Source organism: Mammaliicoccus sp. O-M54, from assembly GCF_022386035.1.
GTDB lineage: Bacteria > Bacillota > Bacilli > Staphylococcales > Staphylococcaceae > Mammaliicoccus > Mammaliicoccus sciuri_A.
This window is the reverse complement of record NZ_JAJNJE010000002.1, coordinates 83,195-108,857: the sequence shown is the minus strand read 5'-3', so window position 1 is coordinate 108,857 and position 25,663 is coordinate 83,195. Positions and strand designations below refer to the sequence as shown.

Sequence of the window (25,663 nt, the reverse complement as noted above, 5' to 3'; positions counted from 1 at the left end):
ATAGATGGAATTCAGTTGGAAAAATGTTATTAAATTAAGTGGTGCATATATAGCTTATTTAATTGGTTCTGGGTTTGCAACAGGTCAGGAAGTTATGCAATTTTTTGCGTCATATGGACCAGTAGGGATAGTTGGTGCATTGATTTCTGCAGTACTATTTTGCTTATTAGGTTCAATGATTATGGTTAAAGGTCACGAGTTGAAATTAAGTCAGCCTGGCGATATTTTTAAAGTTTATTGTGGTAACTTTTTCGGAAGAATTATAGAGTATTTCGCTTTATTATTCATATTTAGTATTGTGGTGATTATGATTTCTGGCACAGGGGCAGTTGTGTCTGAACACTTTAAATTACCTTCTTCAGTAGGATTTTTAGGAATGGGTATACTAGCAATGATTACAGTTATTCTAGGTTTAAATAAATTGATAGATATTATTGGTTTAATCGGTCCTGTCATCGTTGTATTAACTGTCTTTATATGTGGATATGTGTTTATTACACAAGTTGGAAATATACCATCATTTGATCATTTACCTCAAGCAGCTAAAGACTTACAACCGACTAGTCATTTTTGGCAATCGGCAATACTCTTCTTCTGTTATAACATGCTAGCAGGTACAGTATTTTTCACACAATTAGGTAGTGAAGCAAATAGTAAAAAAGAAGCGGTGGCTGCAGCAATTTGTGGAGGATCTGGTTTAATGTTAACGGTTATTATGATGGTTGTTGCGATGCTCGTTTATTATAATGATGTCATTAAATTAGAAGTGCCAGTATTGTATATAGGTGGTACAATCCATGCAATCGTTGCGCTCTTCTTCGCAATTTGTATTGTATTAGGTATATTCTCAACAACTGCGCCAATGTATTGGCTCGTTAAAAATGAAGTGATGCGCTATATCAATAATAGATTTGATATCATCGTTACAATAGTATTAGGCATTATCTTTATACTAGGTGGTACATTGCCATTTGGTTCATTAGTTGCAACCATTTATCCATTTGTAGGATATGTAGGAATATTGATTACAGTCATCATTATTGCACATACAGCATTTAATAAATTTAAGAAGGCTTAATCATAAATAAAAAGGCTTTTGGGAACACATTCTTTTAAGTGAAATATCTCCGTATACATTTCAATTTACAACGTATTTGTTACAATAGTAAAGAACATGTATATAACTTATTTTAAATTATTTAGCGAATATATTATAAATTAATAAAGGAGTGATTCTTTTGAAGAAGCAACTGTTCTCTGGTCTTGTACTTATGTCGGTTGTGTTGTTGAGTGGTTGTACGATTAGTATTGGTGGAGATTCAAATGATGACAAGTCATCTGAAAATGCACAAAAGAGTGAATCACAGGATAATCAGTCTAATGGTTCAGAAAATAATAACTCGAATAAAGATGAATCTAATGATAGTAATCATCATGAATCTAATCAAGACAACAACACTTCTAACGAGAATACGAATAGTGATGAATATTATGCGAAAGTATGGTTAACGGCTTTACCGAGCTATCGAAATATGGATGAAAGTGAAATGAATGCAGATCTTCAATTTCATAATCTTGAGGGTGAGTATTTGAATCCATATAATAAAGCAAATACTGTGAAATATCCTAAAGGTATGTATCTTTTAGCAGGTTCGCCTACTGCTGCTGGACAAGTTGTGTATAAGAATAATGGAGATGGTACGATTTCTATTTATAACGTACCTTCACATTTCCAAGATAGAAGATGGTTAGAAGATGATGAGTACTCTCAACAAGAGTCTGAAAAGATTTTAAATAATCCGAAAGTCGTTAAGCTTTATGATGCGTCTGATGAACAAATAGCAAAAACTGTGAAAATGTTTAATGGATCAACTTCTATGAATGATGGTTCTGATTCAGATGATGACAGTAGTTCTGAAAAAGTAACACGTGACAATGTTATTGATAAAGTAGAATCATATGAAGGTTCACTGTTAGATACAGATAAGTATACGTATAAAGAACCTGAGAAGACAGACGAAGGTAAATGGGGCTTCTCATTTGAAGATAAAGATGGCAATTTAGCAGGTTCTTATATTATAGATGATGATGGTAAAGTGACTGAGTATGATGAAAATGGAGAAGAAGTTGGTTCAGGATATTAATATATTGAAAGACCTTTGAGCTTATAAAGTTCAAAGGTCTATTTATTATACTAATAAATGTTTTTAAAGCTTGATGTAGCGTATAACTTCTGTTTAATTGTCCTTTATTGCAACTTATTGTACACTATATGTAAGCGCTTACTAAATACAAGTATTTTAATATAGTAAATATGAGGAGAATATATATGAAGGATAAAGTGATCATTGTAACGGGTGGTAGCAGTGGTATGGGTAAAGCGATGGCAACGAGATTTGCAGCAGATGGTGCAAAAGTTGTCATAACTGGACGCTCACTTGAAAGACTTGAAGAAGCGAAAAAGGATATGGAACAAGAAGAAGGACAAGTATTATGTATTGATATGGACGTACGTGATCCAGAACGTGTTCAGTATACTGTTGATGAAACAATTAAAACATTTGGTAAAGTAGACGGATTAGTCAATAATGCAGCAGGAAATTTCATTTGTGCAGCAGAAGATTTATCGTATAACGGTTGGAATTCAGTTATAGATATTGTGTTAAATGGGACTTTCTATTGTTCGCAAGCAGTAGGTAAAGAATGGATTAAGAGTGGTCATAAAGGACGTATATTGAATATTGTAGCAACATATTCTTGGACAGCTGGTGCTGGTGTGATACATTCAGCAAGTGCCAAAGCAGGTGTACTTGCTATGACGAGAACATTAGCAGTTGAATGGGGAACTAAATACGGAATTACGGTTAATGCCATTGCACCTGGACCAATTGATAATACAGGTGGTGCTAAGAAGTTAACGTTATCTGAAGATGCCAGACAACAAACATTAGATAGTGTTCCTGTAGGTAGAATGGGCCAACCTGAAGAAATTGCAGGATTAGCAAGATTTCTATTCTCAGATGAAGCGGCTTATATCAATGGCGATTGTATCACAATGGATGGCGGTCAGTGGCTCAATCGAAATCCATTTTAATATTAAATAACCTTTCACCTCGATTATATTGTAGGTGAAAGGTTATTTTTTATACGATACTTAACATGCGTTCTAAAGATTGTTTCGCAAAATGCGATGTTTCTTTATCGACTTTAATAATGTTTGATCGATCTCCGGCAATGATTTTATCTAAGCACCATGCGAGATGAGGTAAGTCAATTCTATTCATAGTTAAGCATGAACACATAAGTGGATTAAGTGATTCAATTGTAATATCTGTATAAGTCTCTTTTAAACGTTGTACGAGGTTCATCTCAGTACCAATCACCCAATGAGAACCTTTCGCCGCATTTTTTATTTTGTCGATTATATATTTAGTTGAACCTGCATAGTCTGCCATTTGTACAATATCAAATTGACACTCTGGATGTACAATAACATTCACGTCTGGGTCTTTTTGTCGCGCTTGATCTATGTGAATGGGGTAGAACTTTTCATGAACAGAGCAATGTCCCTTCCATAAGATGATTCTAATATCATCATCACGACCATCGAAGTCTAGTTTCTTTTGTATTGGATCCCAGACAGCCATTTCCTCAAGTTTAATACCTAATTTATAAGCAGTATTACGACCTAAATGTTGATCAGGTAAAAATAATATACGTTTATCTTGATCTAAAGCCCATTGAATCACGCTGTCAGCATTACCACTTGTCACACAAGAACCACCATTTTCTCCGACGAATTTTTTGATTGCAGCAGTCGAATTCACATAAGTAAGCGGGAGAATATTATCACCTAAACGTTTCGTTAATATGTCATAGCCATGAAGCGCTTGTTCAATATTCGCCATATCTGCCATAGAGCAACCTGCAGATAAATCAGGTAAGTAAATATCTTGATTATCGTCAGTCAAGATGTCGGCAGTTTCAGCCATAAAATGCACACCATTAAAGACGAAATATTGAGCCTTTGTATTCTCTTTACAAATACGTGCAAGTTCAAGAGAGTCACCCATAATATCAGCAAATTGAGCAACTTCATTTTTTTGATAGTGATGCGTTGGCATAAATAAACGATCACCTAATGAAGCTTTAATGGATTTGATTTTGTCTTCAAGTTCTTGATGAGACATTTTTATGTACTTTTCAGGAATAGATTGGGCATTCTCAATTGTAAGATTAAACATTTATATAACCACCTTTGCAGAGATATCTAATGCATGTTGCTCATAAAATAACGAACCTATAGAAATATAATCGACACCCGTTTCAGCGTAATCGACAACATTTTTAATATTGATGTTACCGGATGCTTCAGTTTGTATATGTTCAGGCACTTTCGCAATATGTGCTTTTATCCATTCTGGTTTGCAATTATCAAACATAATGATATTCACATTGGATAAAATGGCTTCATCTAAAGCTTGTTCATCTTCAATTTCTATTTCGATCTTATCCATTGGTCCGATATGTTGTTTAGCTTTAGCAACAAGTTCACGAATCGATGAACTGAAACTAATATGGTTGTCTTTTAACATTAATCCGTCATTAAGCGTTCGACGGTGATTATAGCCACCACCAATAAGTACTGAATGTTTCTCGAACATACCTAATCCTGGCGTTGTCTTTCTCGTATCTACAATTTTGACGTTTGTATGGTGAACTTTTTGGACGATTTCATGTGTAGCTGTAGCGATACCGGACATTCTTTGAATTAAATTTAAAGTGATGCGTTCCATCGTCAAGAGGGTCGAAATGCTACCTTCAATAACAGCGAGCTTCTGACCTTTCTCTATGAATGTACCGTCTTGAACGAACAAAGTGGTCGTTATAGCATCATCAATCAGTTTAAAACTTTCTTGAATGATCATTTCACCACAAAATATGCCTTCTGATTTACTTAAAAGTGTTAATGTACCTTGTTGAGTGGCATCGAATAAGCTTGAAGATAAATCACCATAATGGTTATCTTCAAGGTAAAATTGTTTGAGTTTTTCTTGGACGTATAACTTGTTTAGCATGAATTGAATCCTCCATTAGTATTTCGATATCAGTATGTTGTAGTGTTGGTTCAGTATTTGGATAATCTAATCTGTAGTGGACACCGCGTGATTCTGAACGACTTAAAGCTGATATTGAGATCATTTCTAAAGTCTTTACTTCTATATATTTCTGCCAATCTGATTGAGTCCATTCAGCTAAAGTCATCGCATTGCTTAGACAATCTTGTATTGAATTTAAGTAAGCTGTGATGTCTGGACCATTACGCTCTATACCTAACACTTTAAATGTTTGGTGACGAAGACCTTGTAAGTCTTCATCACTTATTTTAGGAATCAGTCGTTGCTCATATTCGCTAACATGAATATCTCTTATTTCAGATTGATGAATAGCTTCTCCGCAAAGATGTCCCATAACAAGAGCTTCAAGTAAGGAATTACTGGCTAAACGATTTGCACCATGAAAATTTGTATTACTCGCTTCTCCTATAACGTAAAAGTGGCTCAAGTTCGTTCGACCATAAATGTCTGTTTTTACGCCACCCATTGTATAGTGAGCACCAGGTGTAATAGGAATGAGATGATGCGCATATTCATCTGGAAAGTGTTCAATGACATTTTGATAAATCGTTGGAAATCTATTAGAAAATGCTTCAACTTTTTCAATATTGATAAAGCATTGATGACCAAGTTGTTGTTGCTGAAAGATGGTTCTACTTGTCACATCTCTAGGGGCGAGACTGCCTAAAGGGTGTTTATCTTTCATAAAATGCTCCCCAAGGCTATTGACTAAAATACCGCCATGACCTCTTACTGCTTCTGAAACTAAACCGTATGTTTGTCCGGGCTTACCGAGTAAAGTCGGATGAAATTGAATCATTTCCATATGTCTTAACGGAATGCCGTGATGATGCGCGATAACATGACCTGAACTTATTGAACTGGACGCACTGGAATGCGTAGGGAATAAATTGCTGTAACCACCTGTAGCCAAAATGACATCATGGGCTATGATATCAAGTTGTTGTCCATGTTTATCAAGTGCACGTACACCACAAACAGCATGTTCTGTATCTTTCAACAAATCGATTACTTCAGTTTCTTCATAAATCTTAATATGCTTGGATGATAATTGATTCATCAAATGGTGCGTTAAATATTTACCCGTTTGATCTCCACCAATATGTAATATGCGTGGTCGAGTGTGCGCACCTTCCATCGCGAAATCTAAATCTTGTTGATTTGTAACTGTATCAAAATTCAATCCATTTTGAATGAGTTGCTCGATATAACAATGACTATGTTGGATGATGGATTGTATGACATCAATATCTCCAAGTTCATTGCCAGCTTTATATGTATCTACAATATGCGCATGGCCATTGTCATGTTCGTATTGAGAACAACAAATCCCGCCTTGTGCTAGTGAACTGTTATGTTGATTTAGTTTGTCTTTCGTAATGCAATAAATTTCAGTTTGCTCATTAAATGACTGTATAGCTGCTAATGCAGCGATGCCAGAACCTACTACAATGACTTTTCTCAAAGTTTACACCTTACTTTACATATGTGTTATCATTTTATATACAATATATTGACACAATGAAACGTAAATAACAAGGGGGGATTATAATTGATTTATTTAGATAATGCATCAACTACGAGGATTGATAGCCAAGTGATGGATGTCTATCAAGATATACAGTGCGAAGCATATTACAATAGCGAAAGTTTACATATAGGTGGTATACATACTAGACAGTTGTTGGATGAGTGTAAACAATTTATAAAGGATTACTTTTCAACAGATAAAGAAGTGATTTATACAAGAAGCGGTTCTCATGCAAATGAAATTGCGATACATAGTTTTTTGAAAGAGATGGAGGGTGGTAAAGTACTCGTTTCACCTTATGAACATCCATCTATACATGCCGCTTTAGAAGTTTATCAAGATAAATTTGAAATGATTATGTTGCCTTTAGACAATAATGGAGAAATAGATTTAGAACATACGACTGACTTCATGACAGATGATGTCGTGCTCATCATTGCACAACATGTTAATTCTGAGACTGGATACATATTACCTGTTGAAGCATTGAGTCAAATTGCACAGGATTACAATATTCCAATACATGTTGATGGCGTACAAGCCGTTCATAAATTAAATGATATTAATATAAAATGCTTCAGTTCATATGCGTTTTCAGGTCATAAGTTTCACGGTACAAAAGGTTCAGGTGTGTTAATGATGAATCATGAATATGTAAAGCCGTTAAATCAACATTATTTTCATGAAATGTATACACAAAATGGTACAATAGATTCACCAAGTATTATCGCGATGACAAAAGCATTATCAATGTCACCTAGTATTGACGAGATGCATACTTTACAACAATACTTCATCGAACAATTAAGTGACTTATCGTTTACACCAATTGTTTACAAAGCGCAAGCACCACATATTATTGCAGTATTAACACCGATATATGAAGGACAATATATTATGCAATATTTGTCGAATAGAAATATATGTGTTTCAACAGGCACTGCATGTGGTCATGGCGCATTGTTAAGTAGTGGTTTACAAGTTAAAATAGATTCAATACCTGAGAAAACGTATGACCAATATATACGTTTATCTATTGGAAAATTTACGACTAGAAATGACATAGATACTTGTTTGCACCATTTAAAAACAGCTATAAGAGGAGATCAGTGAAATGAATAACCCTTTTAAAAGAAGAGAACAAATTTTACAATTACTCGAATCTTCAGATGAACCGATTAGCGGTAAACAACTGAGTCAACAATTCGATGTTTCGAGACAGATTATTGTGAAAGATATTTCTATATTGAAATCACAAAATTATAATATTGATTCAACAAGTCGTGGTTATGTTGTTAATAATGTACAATGCGGTAAAAGATATAAACGTGTCATTGTTTGCCAACATGATAATGACCGAATGGAAGAAGAGTTAAAGTTAATATTGGATAACGGGGCAATGATTGATGATGTTGCGATTGATCATCCAGTGTATGGCAGTATTAAAGCGGATCTAATGATTGAAACGTACGAAGATTTATCTAAATTTATAAGCGAAATGGAAAAGTTTGAAGGACAAATGTTAGCACATTTAACAGATAACCTTCATTTACATACAATTTCTGCACACACTGAAAAGATTTTAGACAATGCTGTAAGGGACTTGAAAGAACATCATTTTATTATAGAATAACTAACAATATACCTCCGTATAATTTTTCATAAAGTAAAATTATACGGAGGTAAATTATTTAGATATATTAAAAAGAAAAATTAGAATTTTTTGAATTCTTACTACTATTTTATGGGAATATGTATATAATGTATATAGATTAGATAAATAAGGGGGATTTTTAAAAGTGAATTTATTTATGAAAAAGTTATCAGTTGCTTCATTAAGTGCTCTGATTGCACTACCTGCATTTGCTACTCAAGCATCTGCAAATAGTGTCGCACCAAATGAAGACAGGTTACTCGAAACATTAGAAAAAGAAGGCGTCATTGAATCAACCGAAACACCTGAACAGAAAAATGAAAAAATCAGAGAGTATATGGATGGCAAAGGTGAACAATATCACCAAAAATACATACCGAATAAAGGACTTTTTGATAAGAAGTACAACAAGGGGAATAATGGTAAGCGTCAAGGACAGATGAATAAGAATCAAAAAGAAATGTATAAAAAGAAAAACAACGGTAAACGTGTTGATAATGTTCAAGAAGAGAAATATAAAGGTAAAGTACGACAAGATAAAGTGTTAGTACTAGCGATGGAATTTCCAGACTATCCACACAATTCAATTAAAAAAGATGAAACAGATATGTACTATGATGATTATACAGTTTCGCATTTTCAAGATATGGTATTTGGAGAAAATGGTTATAAAGGTCCAAATGGCGAGAATTTAATGAGTATGAAACAGTATTACAAAAACCAATCTGGTGGTAGTTATGATATAGATGGAAAAGTGCACGGTTGGTATAAAGCTAAACATCCTGCAAGTTATTATGGTGGAAATGTGCCAGATGAGAGCGGCAGTGATGGTAAACCGAAAGAATTGATTAAAGAAGCGCTAGAACAAGCAGCGAAAGATCCAGATATTAATTTAAGCGATTATGATCAATGGGATCGTGATGATATTGATGGTGACGGTGTTTATGATGAGAAAGATGGCATCATTGATCACATTATGATTGTACATGCAGGACCTGGTGAAGAATCAGGTGGCGGTAAATTAGGAACAGATGCTATTTGGTCACATAGATGGTCACTTGATATTGATGATAAAGGCGAACCTTATACTATTCCAGGCACTGATTCAGGGCTTGATCAATTTGATGGGAAATTAGCAGCAATTGATTACACAGTTCAACCTGAAGATGGTGCAGCAGGTGTGTTCTCTCATGAATTCGGACATGATTTAGGATTACCAGATGAATATGATACTGAGTATTCAGGTAAAGGTGAACCCGTATCATTCTGGTCTATTATGTCATCAGGTAGTTGGGCAGGTACTGTTCCAGGTACTGAACCGACTGGATTTGATCCATACATGAAAGAAATGCTTCAACAATTACACGGTGGTAATTGGCAAACAGGTAATGAAATCAACGCATCTGAATTTAAAGGTGAAACGTCAGAGCTTATAGATGAAGCGTCTACTAAAGGGACAAACAATGATGCAATTAAAGTTAAACTCCCTGACAAATCCACATTAATTCAAAAGCCATTTCAAGGTAAGAAAGCATACTGGAGTGGCGCAGATGATGATTCACAATATTCAATGGAAACAGCATTAGATTTAAGTTCTGCTAAATCAAGTAAGTTAAAATTTAAGACTTGGTATGATATAGAACAAGGATTTGATTATGGTTATGTTCAAGTATCTACAGATGATGGTCAAAATTGGGAAAACGTGGCAGGTAATATTACGAACAATGATGATCCATCAGAGAGTGGTCAGAACCAAGGAAATGGTATTGATGGTCAGTCTGAAGGATATGTAAATGCTAAATTTGATTTATCAAAATACGATGGCAAAAAAGTAAAATTAAGATTCTTATATGTAACAGATAAATTTGAAACAAACCCAGGTTGGTTTGTCGATAAAGTTAGAGTAACTTCAGAAGATGGACAAAAAATCTTCAGTGATAATGCAGAAAATAAAGCGAAATTTGATTTACAAGGCTTTGAACAAAGTGATGGCAATAGATATGATGAGAACTACTATTTATTACAATGGAGAAACTTTACAGGACCAGATAAAGGATTACAACACATTAAACGCGGTGGCGGAACAATGTCTTACAACAAAGGTTTAACAGTTTGGTATGTTGATAAGAGTTTCTCAGATAACAACGTAAGTTCACACCAAGGACAAGGTTTCATAAGCGTTGTAGATGCTGACCAAAATGCATTGAATTGGAAGAAAAAAGGTGTAGCTGATGATCCAGCAACAACACAATTCCAAATTAGAGACGCAGCATTTAGTTTAGATCACCAACCTAAATTAAAATTGAAAAACGAAGACGGCTATAAACTTCATGATAATAAAACGAAGAAAAATCCTGTATTCGATGACAGTCAAGATTACTCAAACCAAGGACAAAAAGATGCAGGTGTATTATTACCGAATAATGGCTTGAAATTTGAAGTATCAGCAAAAAGTAAAGACAACTCAGTCGGTAAAGTGAAAATCACAAAATAAATATGAATCTTATAACAGGAACGCCAAGGGGTGTTCCTGTTTTTTTGAAAATTAATCAATTACTTAACCACTCAACCTGTTTAATTTTCATTCATAGTAAATATAACCTATAATAAAGGTGAATTTAATCTAATGAAAAGGGTGATTATTGTGGATGTAAGATTTCCGATTGGAGAATTAGAATTACCTGAAAAAGTAACAATGAATGATATTAATCAGTGGTTAGATGAGATTGGTAACTACGCAAATCGATTAAGAAAAGTTGTTGATGGATTAAACGACGAAGCATTAAAGAAAAAGTATAGAGAAGGTAGTTGGACAGTTAGACAGCTTGTCCATCATATAGCCGATTCTCAATTGAATATGTATCAACGTTTGAAGATTGCTTTAACCGATGATAGAAAGCCGACAATAGTTGGATTTGATCAAGAAAAATGGATTGAATTACCAGATAATGAATTACCTATCGAATGTTCTATTAGAATGTTAGAAGGTATAAACGAACGGATTGTTGTAGTAGGACGAAGTTTGTCTGAAGAACAGCTGAAACGCGCATTCATTCATGAAGATAATGGTGAAACAACAGTAGCTTTTAAAATCGCGAAATTATCATGGCATGAAGAACATCATTTAGCACATATTAAATTAGCTTTAAATAATTAATCACATTACCGCCCAAATAATATTTGGGCGGTTTTTTATAAAAAATACAATTGTGTTTAGATTTTTTTATCAAACATATTAAAGTGGAATAATCTTATTATAAGTTACATTTAATTCCATAATTGGTGTATTATTGTAATTAGATATACAATTATGGGGGGATTTGTTGTGGAATTTGTAAATTTGGAAGTTGAGGAATTTGATTTATTTGTGAAGGGGCATTTTTCGCATTATACGCAATCGGCTGAACAATATAATTATCGAAATCTTACAAATGCCGACTGTCATTTAGTTGGGGTAAAAGACAGTCAGCAAAATATCATTGCTGCATGTTTATTAACAGAAGCACAGTCTTTAAAGTTCTTTAAATATTTCTATAGTCATAGAGGTCCGGTAATGGATTACAACAATATAGAGCTTGTTAATTTTTTCTTTGAGAATTTAACTAAATATTTAAGAAAAAGAAATTGTTTATTTGTACTTGTAGATCCATATGTTATTGAGAATATTAGAAATCATAGTGGAGAAATTTTGAAGTCGAATAATAATCGGGCTTTGATTCATAATTTGGATAAACTCGGTTACAAGCATGAAGGATATAGTATAGGTTATTCAGATAAACGACAAATTAGATGGATTTCGGTATTAGATCTTAAAAATAAATCTCTAGATGACGTCTTAAATGATATGGAATATAAGACGAGAAGAAATATTAAGAAGACTGAAGAGATGGGTGTTAAAGTACGAGAGTTACCTAGTTCAGAAGTGAGTTTATTTTACAGTTTATTTCAAATGGCAGAAGAAAAACACGGCTTTTCTTTTAGAGATGAAGCGTATTTCAAAAAAATGCTAGAAATGTACAAAGGTAAATCATGTATAAAGCTTGCTTATATAGACTTGAATGATTATATTAGTAATTTGATTTTTGAGAAAGAAAAATTAAATATAGAAAGAACAAGTATCGAAGAAGCTTTAAAAGAAAGTCCAAATTCTAAAAAGAATAAGACGAGAAAGCAAGAAAATGAGAAAAAGCTAAATAGTATTGAAGGAAAAATAAAAGAAAGCGAAATTTTAAGAGGTATAGAAGGTGACATACTTAATTTAGCAGCAGCACTCTATATTTATAATGACCATGAAGTGTACTATTTATCTAGCGGATCTAATCCTAAATTTAATAGATTTATGGGAGCATACAAACTTCAATGGGAAATGATTAAATTTGCTAAAGAACACCATATAGACCGTTATAACTTTTATGGTATTACGGGTGATTTTACAGAAAACGCAGAAGATGCGGGTGTTATTAAATTCAAAAGTGGATTTAATGGGCATGTAGAAGAATTAATTGGTGATTTTATTAAGCCTATCCGACCAGTATTTTATAAATTATATAAACTTTTGAATAAATCGTAAAATCTAGCAAAGAAGCCGTCCAAAAAATTGGACGGTTTTTTGTATATTAGAATAAGGTTATTAATATTCTGAAAATTTTTAAAATAGTCTATTGCGAATATTTATAAAAACGCTTACAATTATAAAATACAATAGAGGGGGTACTACAACATGAATTTGGCAATACTTGGATTTATAATGGTTATCATTTTTATGATTCTTATTATGAGCAAAAAGATGTCAGCTTTAGCAGCATTAATTATAGTGCCAACAGTTTTTGGACTGATTGGGGGATTCTATTCTAAATTAGGCGAATATATGGTGGATGGACTATTAACAGTGGCACCAACGGGTATTATGCTCGTATTCGCAATTTTATACTTTGGGGTTATGATTGACGCAGGATTATTTAATCCTGTTATTGAAGCAATTATGAAAGCTGTTAAAGGTGATCCAGTTAAGATTACAATTGGAACAGTTGCTTTAGCATCACTAGTTGCGTTAGATGGAGATGGCACGACAACTTTTATTATTACAGTTACGGCTATGCTTCCTTTATATAAGAAAATGGGCATGAACTTATACATATTATCAACGTTAGCATTGCTATCTATTGGTGTTATGAATATGACGCCATGGGGTGGTCCAACTGCAAGAGCGATTTCTTCTCTACAGTTAACGACTGAAGAAGTATTTACACCGATTATTCCAGTAATGATAGCTGGTATATTATTCGCTGTATTTGCAGCTTACGTATTAGGTGTTAAAGAAAGAAGAAGAGTCGGTATTAAAAATCATTTAAGTTTAACACTTGATGAAATGCATAATTCTAACGGTACAGATGAAGATGAAAAAGCATTATTAAGACCAAAAATTGTTATTGTTAATGCACTTTTAACTATATTATTACTAATCGCATTGATTACAGGTTTCTTACCAATTCCAGTATTATTCATGATTGGTTTTGCGACTGCATTACTAATCAATTATCCAAGCCTTGAAGTGCAATCTGAATTAATTAAACGTCATGCAGGGAATGTATTAGCAGTTGTTGGATTAGTGTTTGCGTCTGGAATTTTCACAGGGGTTATGAATGGTACAGAAATGGTAGATGAGATGGCAAAAGCATTAGTAAATGTTATTCCTGAATCAATGGGTAATCATTTTGCACTTATTACCGCAATATTAAGTATGCCATTCACATACTTTATGGCTAATGATCCATTTTATTATGGTATTTTACCAATCTTAGCAGAATCTGCCCAACAATTCGGTGTCGCAAAAGCTGAAATGGCAAGAGCTTCAATACTCGGACAACCATTACACGTATTAAGTCCACTATACGCTGCCGGTTATTTATTAGTAGGTATGTTAGGCATAGATTATGGTACAAACCAAAAAGTTGTTATGAAATGGGCAATAGGTTCCTCAGTATTTATGATATTTGTTGCTGGGATAATAGGCGTTATTTCGTTTTAATAGAATGATCTAAGATTGAACAAACTCAGAAATCTAATTTATGGATTTCTGAGTTTGTTTATGGAATAAAGTATAAATATTCATACATTTAATATAAAAATTTTGCTATGATATATAAATAAAGAAATAATAAAATCTTAATATATAATTGTTTAAAACGAGGGATGGTTTATATGTTATACGGTAAAGATTTTGTTAATACACATAGCAAAGAATTTTCAAAAATTCTTGAAACAGAAATTAAAAATTTGCTGAAACCGGATGAGATATTATTATCTTTAACATTCTCAAGTAATAAGCATTCGTATTATGTAACATTGCTCAATACAGAATCACATCAATGGATTACATTTCGTATTAGTGATCATAAAAGAAAAGGGACACTTAAGTCACTTTATAGCGTTTATTATGATCGCTATAGAGATGTGGAAAGTATGATGAATAGCATCAAACAATATTTAAAAAGTGCGGCTTGGACTTATTTTAGTTATCATCATTATTTTGTACTAAAATCAGTTAGATCTATACCACATCATAGAAGTAAAATATTAGTCAAAATTCCTAAAGGAGATTATAAGCACTTTAAACATAAAGTAACATTTGAACAAGAAATTAATGAAGGAAAAATTTTTATCGAAGTAAAAGATATAGATAAATATACACAGAAAATTTTAAGGTCACTTTATGTACAAAATTTACTTGCAAGTGAATTATATGAGCATACGAGAAAGTCAGTTGTATATGTACGAAATTCCGGGATAAAGCTATTAGAGAGATTTGATTCATTATATTATCAGAAGTATGAAGATGATTTTTCAGAAACATTATATGAAAATTTTAAAGTACCTGAGAAACTTAACATTCAAAGTGATAAAGACAATGAAATACTACTGCAAATGGAGAATATTAAAGCATTTAGTCAGTATTACGTATATGGACTACTGGATAATGAACAAAATGCGCTTTTATACATAGGGTATCACCAAGGAAATTTGACTACACAGGATATTGATAAGATTCCTGTCATCAATAGTCATAAACAATCAAAGGCATATATTGAAAATTCATCACATATCACACCAGTCGTATTTATGACGGATATAACAGAAAGAGAAGCACAAATCACTGTAAAGACAATGCTCAATCAATATACAGTATTTAGTCCAGTCAATTATGGAGGGGTTGTATCCTATAATCAAATGTATAATTATACAAATGGATTTCAAGTGGACAACGATGAAATTAATGCAAAAATATATGGAGATTTCAATACAATCCAACATCATACAGATATTCAATATATTGATATTAATGAACTAGGGCACTATAACATACTCATTGTAAAGTTGCGCATAGATAGTAAAGAAAATAACATACCAGCTTCATTAACGTATTCAACAACTTCAAAAACTATAAAAAAAGAAATCGTTACACGATTAGAAATCAGTGAAAAAGTAGCTAAAAAGGTCAATTATATTATCGGCATACATCCTTGTGATGGCAGAGTCGTTGCGGTATATAAAGTAAATAAAAATAAAAAAAGATATATGAAATTTAAAAACGATTCAGGCAAGTATAAATATATGTTTAACTTCTTTGCCATTACAGAAAAAGTTTCAACCATTAATAATATTAAACTGGTCAAAACGACAAATACTGTACTCACAAATTATCAATTTGTAGATCAAAACGGGAAAATGAAGCGGAGTAAACGAAAAGTAGTGTTTGTAAAAGGGAAATAATTTGAAAGTAACAGAAGTCTATTTATAAACTATTTTATTTACAAATTATGGAATGATGCATATAATAAATGCATAACATAATTTCCATAGGCATCACCAAACCCCCTTACTACGTGACTAGTAAGGGGGTTTATTTAGTGACGGTTATTTTATACTAATGCTTTAAAGTTTTCTAAGCGGTTTGCTTTTTCTTCTTCGCTAATGTTGTGTGCTTTTACGTAACGGTTTCTTTCGTGTGATGCACATTCGTGTGAGCATGCACCTAGATATTTGTGTTCGTTTTCTTCTGTAACTAAGAATTGACGGTTACATTCTGGGTTACTACAGTTAATGTATCTTTCACATGGTGTGCCGTCGAACCATTCTTTACCGACTACTGTTTTTTCAACTTGGTTTACGTCTACGCTAATTCTTTCATCGAATACGTACATTTTACCGTCCCAGAATTCACCTTTAGTTTCTGGATCTTTACCGTAAGTTGCGATTCCGCCTTCTAATTGGCTAACATCTTCGAAACCTTCTTTTAATAAGAAGCCTGAGAATTTTTCGCAACGGATACCACCTGTGCAATAAGTGACAATTTTCTTATCCATAAATTGTTCTTTATTCTCTTTAATCCAGTCTGGTAAATCTCTGAATCTTGTAATATCTGGACGAATTGCACCGCGGAAGTGTCCTAAGTCATATTCGTAATCATTTCTTGCATCAATGACGATTGTATCTTCTTCTAATAAAGCTTCTCTAAATTCTTTTGGTGATAAGTAGTTACCAGTTAATTCTCTAGGATCTACATCTTCTTCTAAGTCTAACGCTACGATTTCTGGTCTTGGACGCACGTGCATTTTTTTGAAAGTATGTCCTTCTGCTTCGTCGATTTTGAATGTAATGCCTTCAAATCTTTCGTCTGCTTTCATTTGTTCCATGTATTTATCTGTGTCAGCTTTCGTACCTGAAAGTGTACCGTTAATACCTTCAGTTGCTACTAAAATACGTCCTTTAAGTTCAAGGTCTTTACAAAATTCTAAATGCTCTGCTGCAAAAGTTTCGGGGTCAGTAATTGTTGTATATTTATAAAACAATAGTACTCTATAATCCATTTTCTTATCTCCTCTAATTCTCTTTTTTTATTTATATGATATGTCAATTTGAATGTATCTAGTTGATATGGAACAATTTTGATATGAATGCACATTTTTATCCTCATTATATTGTATCAAAAAAGTTGCATTTTTCAATTGTTTGATTTTGTAAAATAATATGAAATCGTTTTTATCTACCGTTTAATGTGAGTTCGAGGTGGAAATGGAGTTGTGTTGACTGTTATTTTTTGAGAAAGTTAAATTTGTAATTCGCCTTCTTTAATTTCTTTCGCGTAATTACCGAAATGGTTGTCTAATTTATCTAAAGTTGAAATGAAACTTGTAAATTCATCATCAGGTATTATTTTTAGTAAGTGATCTAAATTGCTAATACATATGTTGTTTAGTTCTTTAATTTTTTCACGACCAACTTCTGTTATAAATACATGAATCTTTCTATTGTCTTCCTTGTCCATTTTCTTTTCTACGAAGCCTTCTTTAATTTGACCATTTAACAAACGACTTAAATTCCCTTTATCCATGTCTTGAGACTCAGCAAGTCCAGCTAATGTCATACCTTCATTTTCACTAATAAAATACAATAAGTTCAGGTAATTTAATGAGTAACCATTGTTATTAGCAACATGTCCACATAGAAATTTAAAATTAGTATTTAATCGTAAAAGCTTAGTTTTAAAATCTTGTAATAACTCTTGTCTCTCTATATTTTCCATATTGTATTCCTCCATTAAATTAATTTATGCATTAAGATTTTATCAAACTTTGATTAAATAAAAAAGTAAAATTTCTCAAATTGTATGGCAATGTTTAGTTGTTATGTACAATTAATTGTTTTTGAGTATTAATGTTATTCAAAAACAAAAAGAAGTTGAAAGGGAATTTAATCATTCCCAAATTCAACTTCTGATATTATTATTTCCAGCCTTTATGGTTTCTGTACTTATGAAAAGCTGAAACATCGATATTTTGTTTTTCTGCCGTTTTAATAACTTGTCCTACATTTTTAAAGCCTAATAATTTAAAATAATCAATAAGTTGCTGTTTAGTTAATGTGTCAGTATCTTTATTAAGTAGAACAGCTAAATCTTGATCAGTGTGGAAAGGTAATCGCGTATCATCATGAAGCGTTAATCCATTTTGAGAATGTGTTTTAGCATCAGCATGATGAGAATCAGTAACACTAACCGCACCAAAACCTAGAATAACAGCAGATAAAGTAACAGGAATTAATTTTTTGAATTTCATATATAACCATCTCCAATCATTTGATAAGTTGATTATAATATATAAATTTCAAAAAAATAGGCAGTTAAAAGTTATTTAATGATAGTTAAGAATGAGTTAAGAATTAGGGGAGAATAAATCCTTCTCCATTAATTTTGTTAAGTCACCATCGTTATTTATTTCTACGCCGGTATCTACAAAGCCTAATTTAATATATAGCTCATATGCAATTTGATTTGGAATATCTACTAAGAGTGCAATGTGTTTTATATGTGGCATATGTTCTAATAAGTAATGATTGAGTTGTTGCAAGCTTTGTTTTGCATAGCCTTGTCTTAAATAGCGTTTATCTGTTGATAATGATCTTACAAAAATTGTGGATTCATCTGGTGTTGAAAAGTACTTTGTAAATTCGCTATGTTCATGCAAGACGAAGAATACAGCCAGTTTGTCATCTTCTGATAATCCCAATATGCAATGTCTATTTTTATTTTGTGCTGGCAGTTCAATATTTTCTTTCGGTGTTTTTGTAAACTGAAGTTGTGAATGATCCATTTGATATGACTGCACTTTATCATAATAATTGTCGTTATATGCAATTAATTTCATAGTAAACCTCCAATTTGATTTCTAAATTAAAATAACTCTTTTATGTCTGTTAAATTATTGTTTGTATTTTATCATAATTTAAATAACCTTTTTCAAAAGAAAACAAAGTTTAAATTGACATTTTTTTACAATGTGTAATAATAAATTTAAAATTCTAGTGGGGGATAAGATATGTCGGAGTTGAAAGGGATACCAGAATCTATGCTAATACCGATTGCTGTTAAGGCAAAAGAGACTTTAAGTGATATGCCAATTATTAATGATCCTTTATCTGTTAAAATAATAAAAGAAATAGACAATCCTGTGCTTGATACATATGTGGATTGGCTAACGCAGCTTGGTATTAGTATTAGGACAGAAATTTTAGATGAAATAGTGATTAATTTTATTAAAGATTCTAATCATCCATTTATTATTAATATTGGATGCGGATTGGATACGCGTCTCAGTCGATTGAAATTGAACAAGATACCATGGATTGATATTGATGTACCTGAAAGTATAAATCTTAGAAGACGATTTTTTAATGAAACATATTTTTATAAAATGATTAATAAGTCTATGTTTGATTATACTTGGATTGATGATGTTAAACGTAATGAACATTTTAAAGAAGATAGTGATATTTTAATAATATTTGAAGGTGTGTTAATGTATTTTGAGAAAGTAGAAGTTGAAGCTTTGTATAAAGAGATTGCTCAGTCGTTTGATAAGCATCATTTAGTAATTGCTTCTGAATTTTGTTCAAAGTTTATGACTAAACATACTAATAATCATCCATCTGTCTCTAAACTTTCTAGTAAACCATTATTTAAGTTTGGTTATAATAATGTCGCAGAGTTAAAAGATATTTTGCCAGGAAGTTGGAAAGTTGTTAAAGAATATAATTACTTTGATAGATATTCACATAGATGGCGCTATTTGAAATGGTTTAAGTATATAGTCTATCTTAAAAATCGATTTAATAATAAAATTGTAATAATCAAAAACACTTAATATAAAAGTGTAGTGGGAGTTGGCTATGGAAACGATATATTTAGCAGGCGGTTGTTTATGGGGCGTACAAGCTTTTGTAAAGACGTTACCTGGCGTAATTGAGACAGAAGCGGGTAGGGCGAATGGAAGTAGTCGTTCGCTTGAAGGTGATTACGATGGTTATGCAGAATGTGTAAAGACTGTATTTGATCCTGCAATCGTTAGTGTAGAAGATTTGATGGCATACTTGTTTGAAATTATAGACCCATATAGTGTGAACAAACAAGGTGAAGACGTTGGGTTGAAATATCGAACAGGTGTCTATAGTGAAGAAGACCATCATTTAGAAGCTGCACGCCAATTTATAGCAAATAGAAGTGATGCAGAACGAATTGCAGTTGAGGTTAAAGCATTAGAGAATTATGTACGAAGCGCAGAAGAACACCAAGACCGTTTAGCAAAATGCCCAGACGATTATTGCCACATTTCCCAAGAAATGATGAATAAATATAAATAAAGAGATATGTGAGATGGGGGCAGAGAAGTTGTATTTATCAAGACAGGTGAAACAAGATAAATAGAGGCGTTGTATTTATCAAGATTGACCAAACAAGATAAATAGAAGGTCTGTATTTATCAAGACTGATCAAACAAGATAAATAGGAGGTCCGTATTTATCAAGACAGACCAAACAAGATAAATAGAGGCGTTGTATTTATCAAGACAGGCGAAACAAGATAAATAGGGGCGTTGTATTTATCAAGACAGGCGAAACAAGATAAATAGAGACGTTGTATTTATCAAGACAGACCAAACAAGATAAATATGAGCATTGTATTTATCAAGACAGACCAAACAAGATAAATATGAGCATTGTATTTATCAAGACTGATCAATCTAGATAAATAGGGGCGCCGAATATTGCAAGACAGCCCTAACTAGCAACATAGAGGCGCCGAATATTGCAAGACAGCCCTAACTAGCAACATAGAGGCCTTGAATATTGCAAGACGACCATAACTAGCAACATAGAAGCGTCGAATATTGCAAGACGCCGCTGACTAGCAACATAGGGCCGCCGAATATTGCAAGACCGCCATGACTAGCAACATAGGGCCGCCGAATATTGCAAGACGGCCATGACTAGAAACATAGAAGCCCTGAAAATAGCAAGAAAGCCCTAACTAGCAACATAGGGGCGCCGAAAATTGCAAGACAGCCCTAACTAGCAACATAGAGGCGCCGAATATTGCAAGACAGCCCTAACTAGCAACATAGGGCCGCCGAAAATTGCAAGACGGCCATGACTAGCAACATAGAGCTCTCGAATATTGCAAGACGTCCGTGACTAGCAACATTCGCCACGGTTCCCCATATACTATTCCACAAAAAAGCTAGGACTTGTTCAAAGTCCTAGCTTTTCTCATTTTATTGTCCGTGATAAATACTAAAGTTCAGTGGCTTAATACCATTGCTTGACCACTCATTGTATATTTTTTGTTTATTTCTATCGTTTTCTACAATTGTGATACCGCAGTCGCCGCCGCCAGCTCCTGATGTTTTACTTGCGCCACCGTATGATTCTCCGATATCGCATAATTTTTTTAGATGTGGTGTTTCGATATCAATTGTAGCGAATGAATCTAAATATTGAATGACAGTACGATTCTTTCTAATTGTATCTTGAACACCTTGTATATTGTTTGTCTTAAATGCTTTAATAAGTTGTTCGACATATTTCTGTGATTGATCTAAAAACTGCGTATATATTGTTGGGTCTGCTTTTAAGCGTTTGACTTCACTTACTAAATGATGTGAAGAAGCGGGTGAGCCTGTCCAACCGATTAATACTTCCATATGCTCTGGTGCTTGAAGTGGTTCGATGTGTAAGCCTGGCCAGTTTTTATAAAGGACGTCCATTACAGATGTTTCTTCTATTTGTTGTTTGACCCAAACGTGATCAAAAGTACTATAGACTAACCAACCTGTATAAACACTTACTGCGATATCACCGCAAGAACTTAAACTTTGTAATTTCATATTAGCGATAACAGCTAACTTATAAATAAATAAATTTGATAATTGTAAGTTATAGAATTCGTTTAGAGCTTTGATAACAGATACTAATACTGCTGCACTAGAACCTAAACCATATTTATGGCCAGATGCATCATCAAGGTTACTATCAATTGTTAAGTTATAATGTCTTAATGTGACATTGGAACTTTTAGCAAATTGTTCAAATACTTCTATAGCTTGTGTAATATATTTAAGCTGATCTGCAGCATCATTATCAGAAATGATGATTTTGTCTTGTTCTCTTGTAAATGTAATCGGCTCATGATGTAAAGTCTTAGAATGGATAAATCCTGATGATGAATTCGTATCTTCAATTGTTGCTGTCACAAATCGATCAACTGCAATTAAGACAGATTTATATCCAGGCTCTGTTACTGCATATTCTCCAGCAATATACAGCTTTCCTGGCGCTTTGACTTGAATCATTATATCTCTTCCTTACTCAATAATTTCAATTCCTGTGTTTGTAATATCACTCGCAATAACTTGTTCTTTATTAAAAGATTTAAGTAAAGCGTCTATTATAAATTGCTGGTTTTTCTTTTCGACTAATATTTTAACATTTGGACCTGCATCCATTGTAAAATAGCACGGATATCCAGCTTTTCTACATTGATGTACAATATCCATAACTTCATAACTTTCTGGTACTAAGTATGTGAAAGGTGGCTGTGCACCTAAATTAGTAGCGTGCATGCGTAAGCCATTTTCTTCGATGACTTCACCTAAATGTTTGAAGTCTTTATTACGTATGGCTTCTTTAACTGATGCAATATCTTCATCAACATGATCTAACCAATATTGGTAGAAGCGAGATGTGTCTCTCGTATGGGACATACCTGAACGACTAGATACTTTTTTAGATTGGTTATTGATGACAACAAATACCATTGATAAATCTTCTTCCCAACCTTGTGCATCGATTGCGTGTGCATATGACGTTTCGTCGTCATGACCTTTTTCCCATTCAGCAAATCCACCAAAAATACTTCTAGAAGCTGAGCCTGAACCTCTTCTAGCTAATCTTGATAAATCTTTATCAGACATATTCAAGTTAAGTGCTTCGTTACAAGCTGCAGCAAGGGCTGCAAATGCGCTTGCCGATGAAGCAAGACCTGCTGCTGTAGGAACATAATTGACACTTTCAATATAAGCATAGTGTGAAGTATGACTACGTTCTCTTACAAGGTTCATAAACTGATAAATTTTCTTCGATTGTTCTTCGTTTACTTCTTCACCATTTAGAACGAGTATATCTTTTGTATATTCAGGACTAAATGTCACTTTTGTTTCTGTATAAAATTTATCAAGCGTAACGGATAAGCTATTATTCATGGGGATGATCAGTGATTCATCAGCTTTTCCCCAATATTTAATTAAAGCAATATTTGTGTGCGCGCGGGCTTTACCACTCATATTCAATCTCGTTAACCTCCTAAATTTTCAATCCAAGTATGATGAGCACCGAATTTTTCAGCACTTGTTGCAATTTTTTCAGCAATGTCGAGATTTTGAGCGAGTACAATCATGCTACCACCACGGCCGCCGCCTGTTAGTTTACCAGCAGTTGCACCTTGTAATTTACTTATTTCAAGTAATGCTTCAATATTGTCATGACTAACTGTTAACTTGCGTAAATTTTCTTGTGCACGTTCAAATACGTGTGCTAATTTTGTGAAATCATGATGTTCGATTGCTTCATTAGCATCATATACGAGCGTACCAATATGCTCTATATATTGCATATATTGTTCATTATGATCACATAATTGGTGGACATCTTCGACTGCTTGTTTAGTAGAACCTTGAACACCTGTATCTATCACGACCATATAGCCGTTTATGGATAGTGGTTTCAAAGTTGTTACTTTTCCTTGTTGGAACCATACTGGTTTATTAGAGACAATCGTTTGTGTATCGATGCCACTCGGTTTGCCATGCGCGATTTGTTCTGCCCAATTCGCTTCTTCTATTAATAATTCGTCAGAAAGAGGCTCTCCTATATAATCATAACTTGCTCTTACAAAGGCGATAGCCATAGCAGCACTGGAACCTAATCCTCTTGAAGGGGGAAGATTTGTTTCGAATTTAACATTTATAGGCTCTTCGATATGATGTTTATCGATAAATCTTGAAATAACAGATTTAATATGTTCAGGAGCTGATTGTAACGTTCCTTCATATACATCACTATTAATATATGAAGTATCACCAGCGTTAAGAGACTGGATCGTTACTTTCACTTTACCTGTTGTAAATGGAATCGCTATTGCTGGTTGTCCAAAAGTAACAGCATGTTCTCCTATTAAAATAACTTTCCCATTTGCTTCCCCGTATCCTATTTGTGCCATATTTTCAATCACCTTTAGTATTTCTTATTTTATTTTTGTTAAACACTTTATTATTATAAAGCTCTGTCACCATATATTCAAAAACTTTAACTAATTAATGTGTAATTATTACAATTTTTAATGAAATTGATAGCTATTATGACCTTTTGCAAAGCCTTTCGCTGTAAATAACCAAGAATCGCCACCACGTTCTATATCATTGGCGCAAATGATTAATTGATTTGTACCTGGTATAAATGCAGGATGTGTCGATCTTAACATATGCCCTTGGTCACGACCTGGCATTAATATTTGTCCGATAGGGTAACCACTTTTGTTAAAGACAAGGACTCTACCTTGGCCATACATAGCAACATAAAGGTTATCGTCACTATCAATACAACAAGAATCAGGACCTTCATGACCTGTAAAATGATATGGAATAGATGCACCAAATGGTTCGATTGTCACACCGTCTTCTTCTAATGAAATACGATGCAATCTATTCGCATTTGTTTCAGTTACCCATAGTACACGTTCATCTGTACTTAATGCAATCCCATTTGCTACTGCGATATTTTGAATAATAGGTGTAATTGTTTGATGATCAGGTGAAACATAATATACGCCACCAAGTGGATTTGTAGAGTATCCTCTAAAATCAGTAAAGTAGAATCCACCTTTACTATCAAATACTAAATCATCAACGCAATATTCTGTATCGATATCTGAAACGATACTTTGTGGATTTTTGCCGTCTGCATCAGTCGCAAAAATACCTCCAGAACTTTTGAAGTCACCTAAATAAGACATATATAATCGTCCGTCTTTATGTATTTTAACAGAAGCCGGGTTAGTTTTCTCAGATTTAAATACTGTATTAACTTTTTTCTCAGGTAAATCAACGCGGAAAATGGTCCCGCCAAATACTTCGCATAAGAATAGATTATGATTTCTATCAAAGCATAAACCTTCTAATTGAAGACCTTCATCAGAAATTTTGAGCCAAGGTTCAGCTGTTACAGTTTGCAAGTGTTGTTCATGCGCAAGTAGTGGGACAGCACTTTTTGAAGCTTCCGTATAATATAAAGATGGTATATGTTGATCAGCCATAATAATCTCTCCTTTAAGTTGTACAATATAGAAAAGTACACATGTACTTTAAAGATGTGTTTAATATATATCTTTAATATTATCACTTTTAACTTACAATGAAAATGAATATTAAATTGCGAAAAATATGAATGTTGTAA

Annotated in this window: 23 protein-coding genes; 12 read left to right on the top strand and 11 right to left on the bottom strand. The window is 33.2% G+C overall.

Annotation, left to right across the window (positions count from 1 at the left end):
• Nucleotides 1–4: 4 nt before the first annotated feature.
• From LQ673_RS04570 to fadH, 3 genes are all read left to right on the top strand, one after another.
• The gene (locus LQ673_RS04570) at nucleotides 5–1,078 is read left to right on the top strand and encodes a YkvI family membrane protein (protein ID WP_126476572.1); all 1,074 of its coding nucleotides are present in this window, start codon (nucleotides 5–7) and stop codon (nucleotides 1,076–1,078) included.
• Nucleotides 1,079–1,238: 160 nt separating this feature from the next.
• Nucleotides 1,239–2,144, top strand: a complete 906-nt coding sequence (locus LQ673_RS04565; RefSeq protein WP_410250515.1) for a hypothetical protein — start codon at nucleotides 1,239–1,241, stop codon at nucleotides 2,142–2,144.
• Nucleotides 2,145–2,329: 185 nt separating this feature from the next.
• Entirely contained in the window at nucleotides 2,330–3,094 is a 765-nt protein-coding gene (fadH, locus tag LQ673_RS04560; RefSeq protein WP_239705534.1) for a 2,4-dienoyl-CoA reductase, read from the top strand.
• Nucleotides 3,095–3,143: 49 nt separating this feature from the next.
• On the opposite strand, the gene nadA is transcribed toward fadH, so the two are convergent.
• From nadA to LQ673_RS04545, 3 genes are read right to left on the bottom strand one after another with little or no spacing between them, the layout of a single operon-like run.
• Nucleotides 3,144–4,244, bottom strand: a complete 1,101-nt coding sequence (gene nadA / locus LQ673_RS04555) for a quinolinate synthase NadA (protein ID WP_196307691.1) — start codon at nucleotides 4,242–4,244, stop codon at nucleotides 3,144–3,146.
• Nucleotides 4,245–5,078, bottom strand: coding sequence for a carboxylating nicotinate-nucleotide diphosphorylase (gene nadC / locus LQ673_RS04550; protein ID WP_196307690.1), 834 nt, complete (start codon nucleotides 5,076–5,078; stop codon nucleotides 4,245–4,247).
• The gene (locus LQ673_RS04545; RefSeq protein ID WP_196307689.1) at nucleotides 5,029–6,603 is read right to left on the bottom strand and encodes an L-aspartate oxidase; all 1,575 of its coding nucleotides are present in this window, start codon (nucleotides 6,601–6,603) and stop codon (nucleotides 5,029–5,031) included. The genes nadC and LQ673_RS04545 overlap by 50 nt, the downstream gene beginning before the upstream one ends.
• 87 nt (nucleotides 6,604–6,690) lie before the next feature.
• Here LQ673_RS04545 and LQ673_RS04540 point away from each other — a divergent pair, with 87 nt between their 5' ends.
• From LQ673_RS04540 to LQ673_RS04510, 7 genes are all read left to right on the top strand, one after another.
• Nucleotides 6,691–7,782, top strand: a complete 1,092-nt coding sequence (locus tag LQ673_RS04540) for a cysteine desulfurase family protein (RefSeq protein WP_196307688.1) — start codon at nucleotides 6,691–6,693, stop codon at nucleotides 7,780–7,782.
• Between the two features lies 1 nt (nucleotide 7,783).
• Nucleotides 7,784–8,302, top strand: coding sequence for a transcription repressor NadR (locus LQ673_RS04535; protein WP_037589185.1), 519 nt, complete (start codon nucleotides 7,784–7,786; stop codon nucleotides 8,300–8,302).
• A 178-nt stretch (nucleotides 8,303–8,480) separates the two neighbouring features.
• The gene (locus tag LQ673_RS04530) at nucleotides 8,481–10,817 is read left to right on the top strand and encodes an immune inhibitor A domain-containing protein (RefSeq protein ID WP_239705728.1); all 2,337 of its coding nucleotides are present in this window, start codon (nucleotides 8,481–8,483) and stop codon (nucleotides 10,815–10,817) included.
• 150 nt (nucleotides 10,818–10,967) lie between these two features.
• A complete protein-coding gene (locus tag LQ673_RS04525) occupies nucleotides 10,968–11,480 on the top strand; it encodes a YfiT family bacillithiol transferase (protein WP_196307687.1) in 513 nt (170 codons plus the stop codon).
• A gap of 168 nt (nucleotides 11,481–11,648) precedes the next feature.
• A complete protein-coding gene (locus LQ673_RS04520; protein WP_196307686.1) occupies nucleotides 11,649–12,893 on the top strand; it encodes a peptidoglycan bridge formation glycyltransferase FemA/FemB family protein in 1,245 nt (414 codons plus the stop codon).
• 150 nt (nucleotides 12,894–13,043) lie between these two features.
• The gene (locus LQ673_RS04515) at nucleotides 13,044–14,351 is read left to right on the top strand and encodes a CitMHS family transporter (protein ID WP_037589187.1); all 1,308 of its coding nucleotides are present in this window, start codon (nucleotides 13,044–13,046) and stop codon (nucleotides 14,349–14,351) included.
• 173 nt (nucleotides 14,352–14,524) lie between these two features.
• A complete protein-coding gene (locus LQ673_RS04510) occupies nucleotides 14,525–16,093 on the top strand; it encodes a hypothetical protein (protein WP_239705532.1) in 1,569 nt (522 codons plus the stop codon).
• 149 nt (nucleotides 16,094–16,242) lie between these two features.
• Here the strand turns inward: LQ673_RS04510 and trhO are convergent, their stop codons facing one another.
• From trhO to LQ673_RS04490, 4 genes are all read right to left on the bottom strand, one after another.
• On the bottom strand, nucleotides 16,243–17,190 hold the full coding sequence (trhO, locus tag LQ673_RS04505) for an oxygen-dependent tRNA uridine(34) hydroxylase TrhO (protein ID WP_037589192.1): 948 nt from the start codon (nucleotides 17,188–17,190) through the stop codon (nucleotides 16,243–16,245).
• A 239-nt stretch (nucleotides 17,191–17,429) separates the two neighbouring features.
• A complete protein-coding gene (locus tag LQ673_RS04500) occupies nucleotides 17,430–17,906 on the bottom strand; it encodes a MarR family winged helix-turn-helix transcriptional regulator (protein WP_037589193.1) in 477 nt (158 codons plus the stop codon).
• 199 nt (nucleotides 17,907–18,105) lie between these two features.
• Entirely contained in the window at nucleotides 18,106–18,438 is a 333-nt protein-coding gene (spn, locus tag LQ673_RS04495; protein ID WP_126476562.1) for an SPIN family peroxidase inhibitor, read from the bottom strand.
• 96 nt (nucleotides 18,439–18,534) lie between these two features.
• Complete coding sequence (locus LQ673_RS04490) at nucleotides 18,535–19,026, bottom strand: GNAT family N-acetyltransferase (protein ID WP_196307684.1); 492 nt, start codon at nucleotides 19,024–19,026, stop codon at nucleotides 18,535–18,537.
• Between the two features lie 171 nt (nucleotides 19,027–19,197).
• On the opposite strand from LQ673_RS04490, the gene LQ673_RS04485 reads away from it, so the two are divergent.
• Both LQ673_RS04485 and LQ673_RS04480 read left to right on the top strand, forming a co-directional pair.
• A complete protein-coding gene (locus LQ673_RS04485) occupies nucleotides 19,198–20,022 on the top strand; it encodes a class I SAM-dependent methyltransferase (protein WP_239705530.1) in 825 nt (274 codons plus the stop codon).
• A gap of 25 nt (nucleotides 20,023–20,047) precedes the next feature.
• Nucleotides 20,048–20,518, top strand: coding sequence for a peptide-methionine (S)-S-oxide reductase (locus LQ673_RS04480; protein WP_239705527.1), 471 nt, complete (start codon nucleotides 20,048–20,050; stop codon nucleotides 20,516–20,518).
• A gap of 911 nt (nucleotides 20,519–21,429) precedes the next feature.
• Here the strand turns inward: LQ673_RS04480 and LQ673_RS04475 are convergent.
• The 4 genes from LQ673_RS04475 to LQ673_RS04460 form a co-directional block, all read right to left on the bottom strand.
• Nucleotides 21,430–22,506 carry a phosphomevalonate kinase gene (locus LQ673_RS04475; protein WP_037589206.1) on the bottom strand — a complete coding sequence of 359 codons (1,077 nt, stop codon included), beginning with the start codon at nucleotides 22,504–22,506 and terminating at the stop codon, nucleotides 21,430–21,432.
• Between the two features lie 12 nt (nucleotides 22,507–22,518).
• On the bottom strand, nucleotides 22,519–23,502 hold the full coding sequence (gene mvaD / locus LQ673_RS04470) for a diphosphomevalonate decarboxylase (protein ID WP_126477642.1): 984 nt from the start codon (nucleotides 23,500–23,502) through the stop codon (nucleotides 22,519–22,521).
• A gap of 5 nt (nucleotides 23,503–23,507) precedes the next feature.
• Nucleotides 23,508–24,431 carry a mevalonate kinase gene (mvk, locus tag LQ673_RS04465; protein ID WP_025907576.1) on the bottom strand — a complete coding sequence of 308 codons (924 nt, stop codon included), beginning with the start codon at nucleotides 24,429–24,431 and terminating at the stop codon, nucleotides 23,508–23,510.
• A gap of 117 nt (nucleotides 24,432–24,548) precedes the next feature.
• Nucleotides 24,549–25,523: an SMP-30/gluconolactonase/LRE family protein gene (locus tag LQ673_RS04460; protein WP_037589209.1), complete on the bottom strand. Its 975-nt coding sequence runs from the start codon at nucleotides 25,521–25,523 to the stop codon at nucleotides 24,549–24,551.
• Nucleotides 25,524–25,663 lie beyond the last annotated feature (140 nt).

Coding starts and splice junctions, on each gene's coding strand:
- LQ673_RS04485 (WP_239705530.1), top strand. CDS start 19,198: ATGTCGGAGTTGAAAGGGATACCAGAATCTATGCTAATACCGATTGCT.
- LQ673_RS04480 (WP_239705527.1), top strand. CDS start 20,048: ATGGAAACGATATATTTAGCAGGCGGTTGTTTATGGGGCGTACAAGCT.
- mvk (WP_025907576.1), bottom strand. CDS start 24,431: ATGGCACAAATAGGATACGGGGAAGCAAATGGGAAAGTTATTTTAATA.
- fadH (WP_239705534.1), top strand. CDS start 2,330: ATGAAGGATAAAGTGATCATTGTAACGGGTGGTAGCAGTGGTATGGGT.
- LQ673_RS04490 (WP_196307684.1), bottom strand. CDS start 19,026: ATGAAATTAATTGCATATAACGACAATTATTATGATAAAGTGCAGTCA.
- trhO (WP_037589192.1), bottom strand. CDS start 17,190: ATGGATTATAGAGTACTATTGTTTTATAAATATACAACAATTACTGAC.
- LQ673_RS04530 (WP_239705728.1), top strand. CDS start 8,481: ATGAAAAAGTTATCAGTTGCTTCATTAAGTGCTCTGATTGCACTACCT.
- nadA (WP_196307691.1), bottom strand. CDS start 4,244: ATGTTTAATCTTACAATTGAGAATGCCCAATCTATTCCTGAAAAGTAC.
- LQ673_RS04570 (WP_126476572.1), top strand. CDS start 5: ATGGAATTCAGTTGGAAAAATGTTATTAAATTAAGTGGTGCATATATA.
- LQ673_RS04510 (WP_239705532.1), top strand. CDS start 14,525: ATGTTATACGGTAAAGATTTTGTTAATACACATAGCAAAGAATTTTCA.
- LQ673_RS04460 (WP_037589209.1), bottom strand. CDS start 25,523: ATGGCTGATCAACATATACCATCTTTATATTATACGGAAGCTTCAAAA.
- LQ673_RS04500 (WP_037589193.1), bottom strand. CDS start 17,906: ATGGAAAATATAGAGAGACAAGAGTTATTACAAGATTTTAAAACTAAG.
- LQ673_RS04535 (WP_037589185.1), top strand. CDS start 7,784: ATGAATAACCCTTTTAAAAGAAGAGAACAAATTTTACAATTACTCGAA.
- LQ673_RS04475 (WP_037589206.1), bottom strand. CDS start 22,506: ATGATTCAAGTCAAAGCGCCAGGAAAGCTGTATATTGCTGGAGAATAT.
- LQ673_RS04515 (WP_037589187.1), top strand. CDS start 13,044: ATGAATTTGGCAATACTTGGATTTATAATGGTTATCATTTTTATGATT.
- spn (WP_126476562.1), bottom strand. CDS start 18,438: ATGAAATTCAAAAAATTAATTCCTGTTACTTTATCTGCTGTTATTCTA.
- nadC (WP_196307690.1), bottom strand. CDS start 5,078: ATGCTAAACAAGTTATACGTCCAAGAAAAACTCAAACAATTTTACCTT.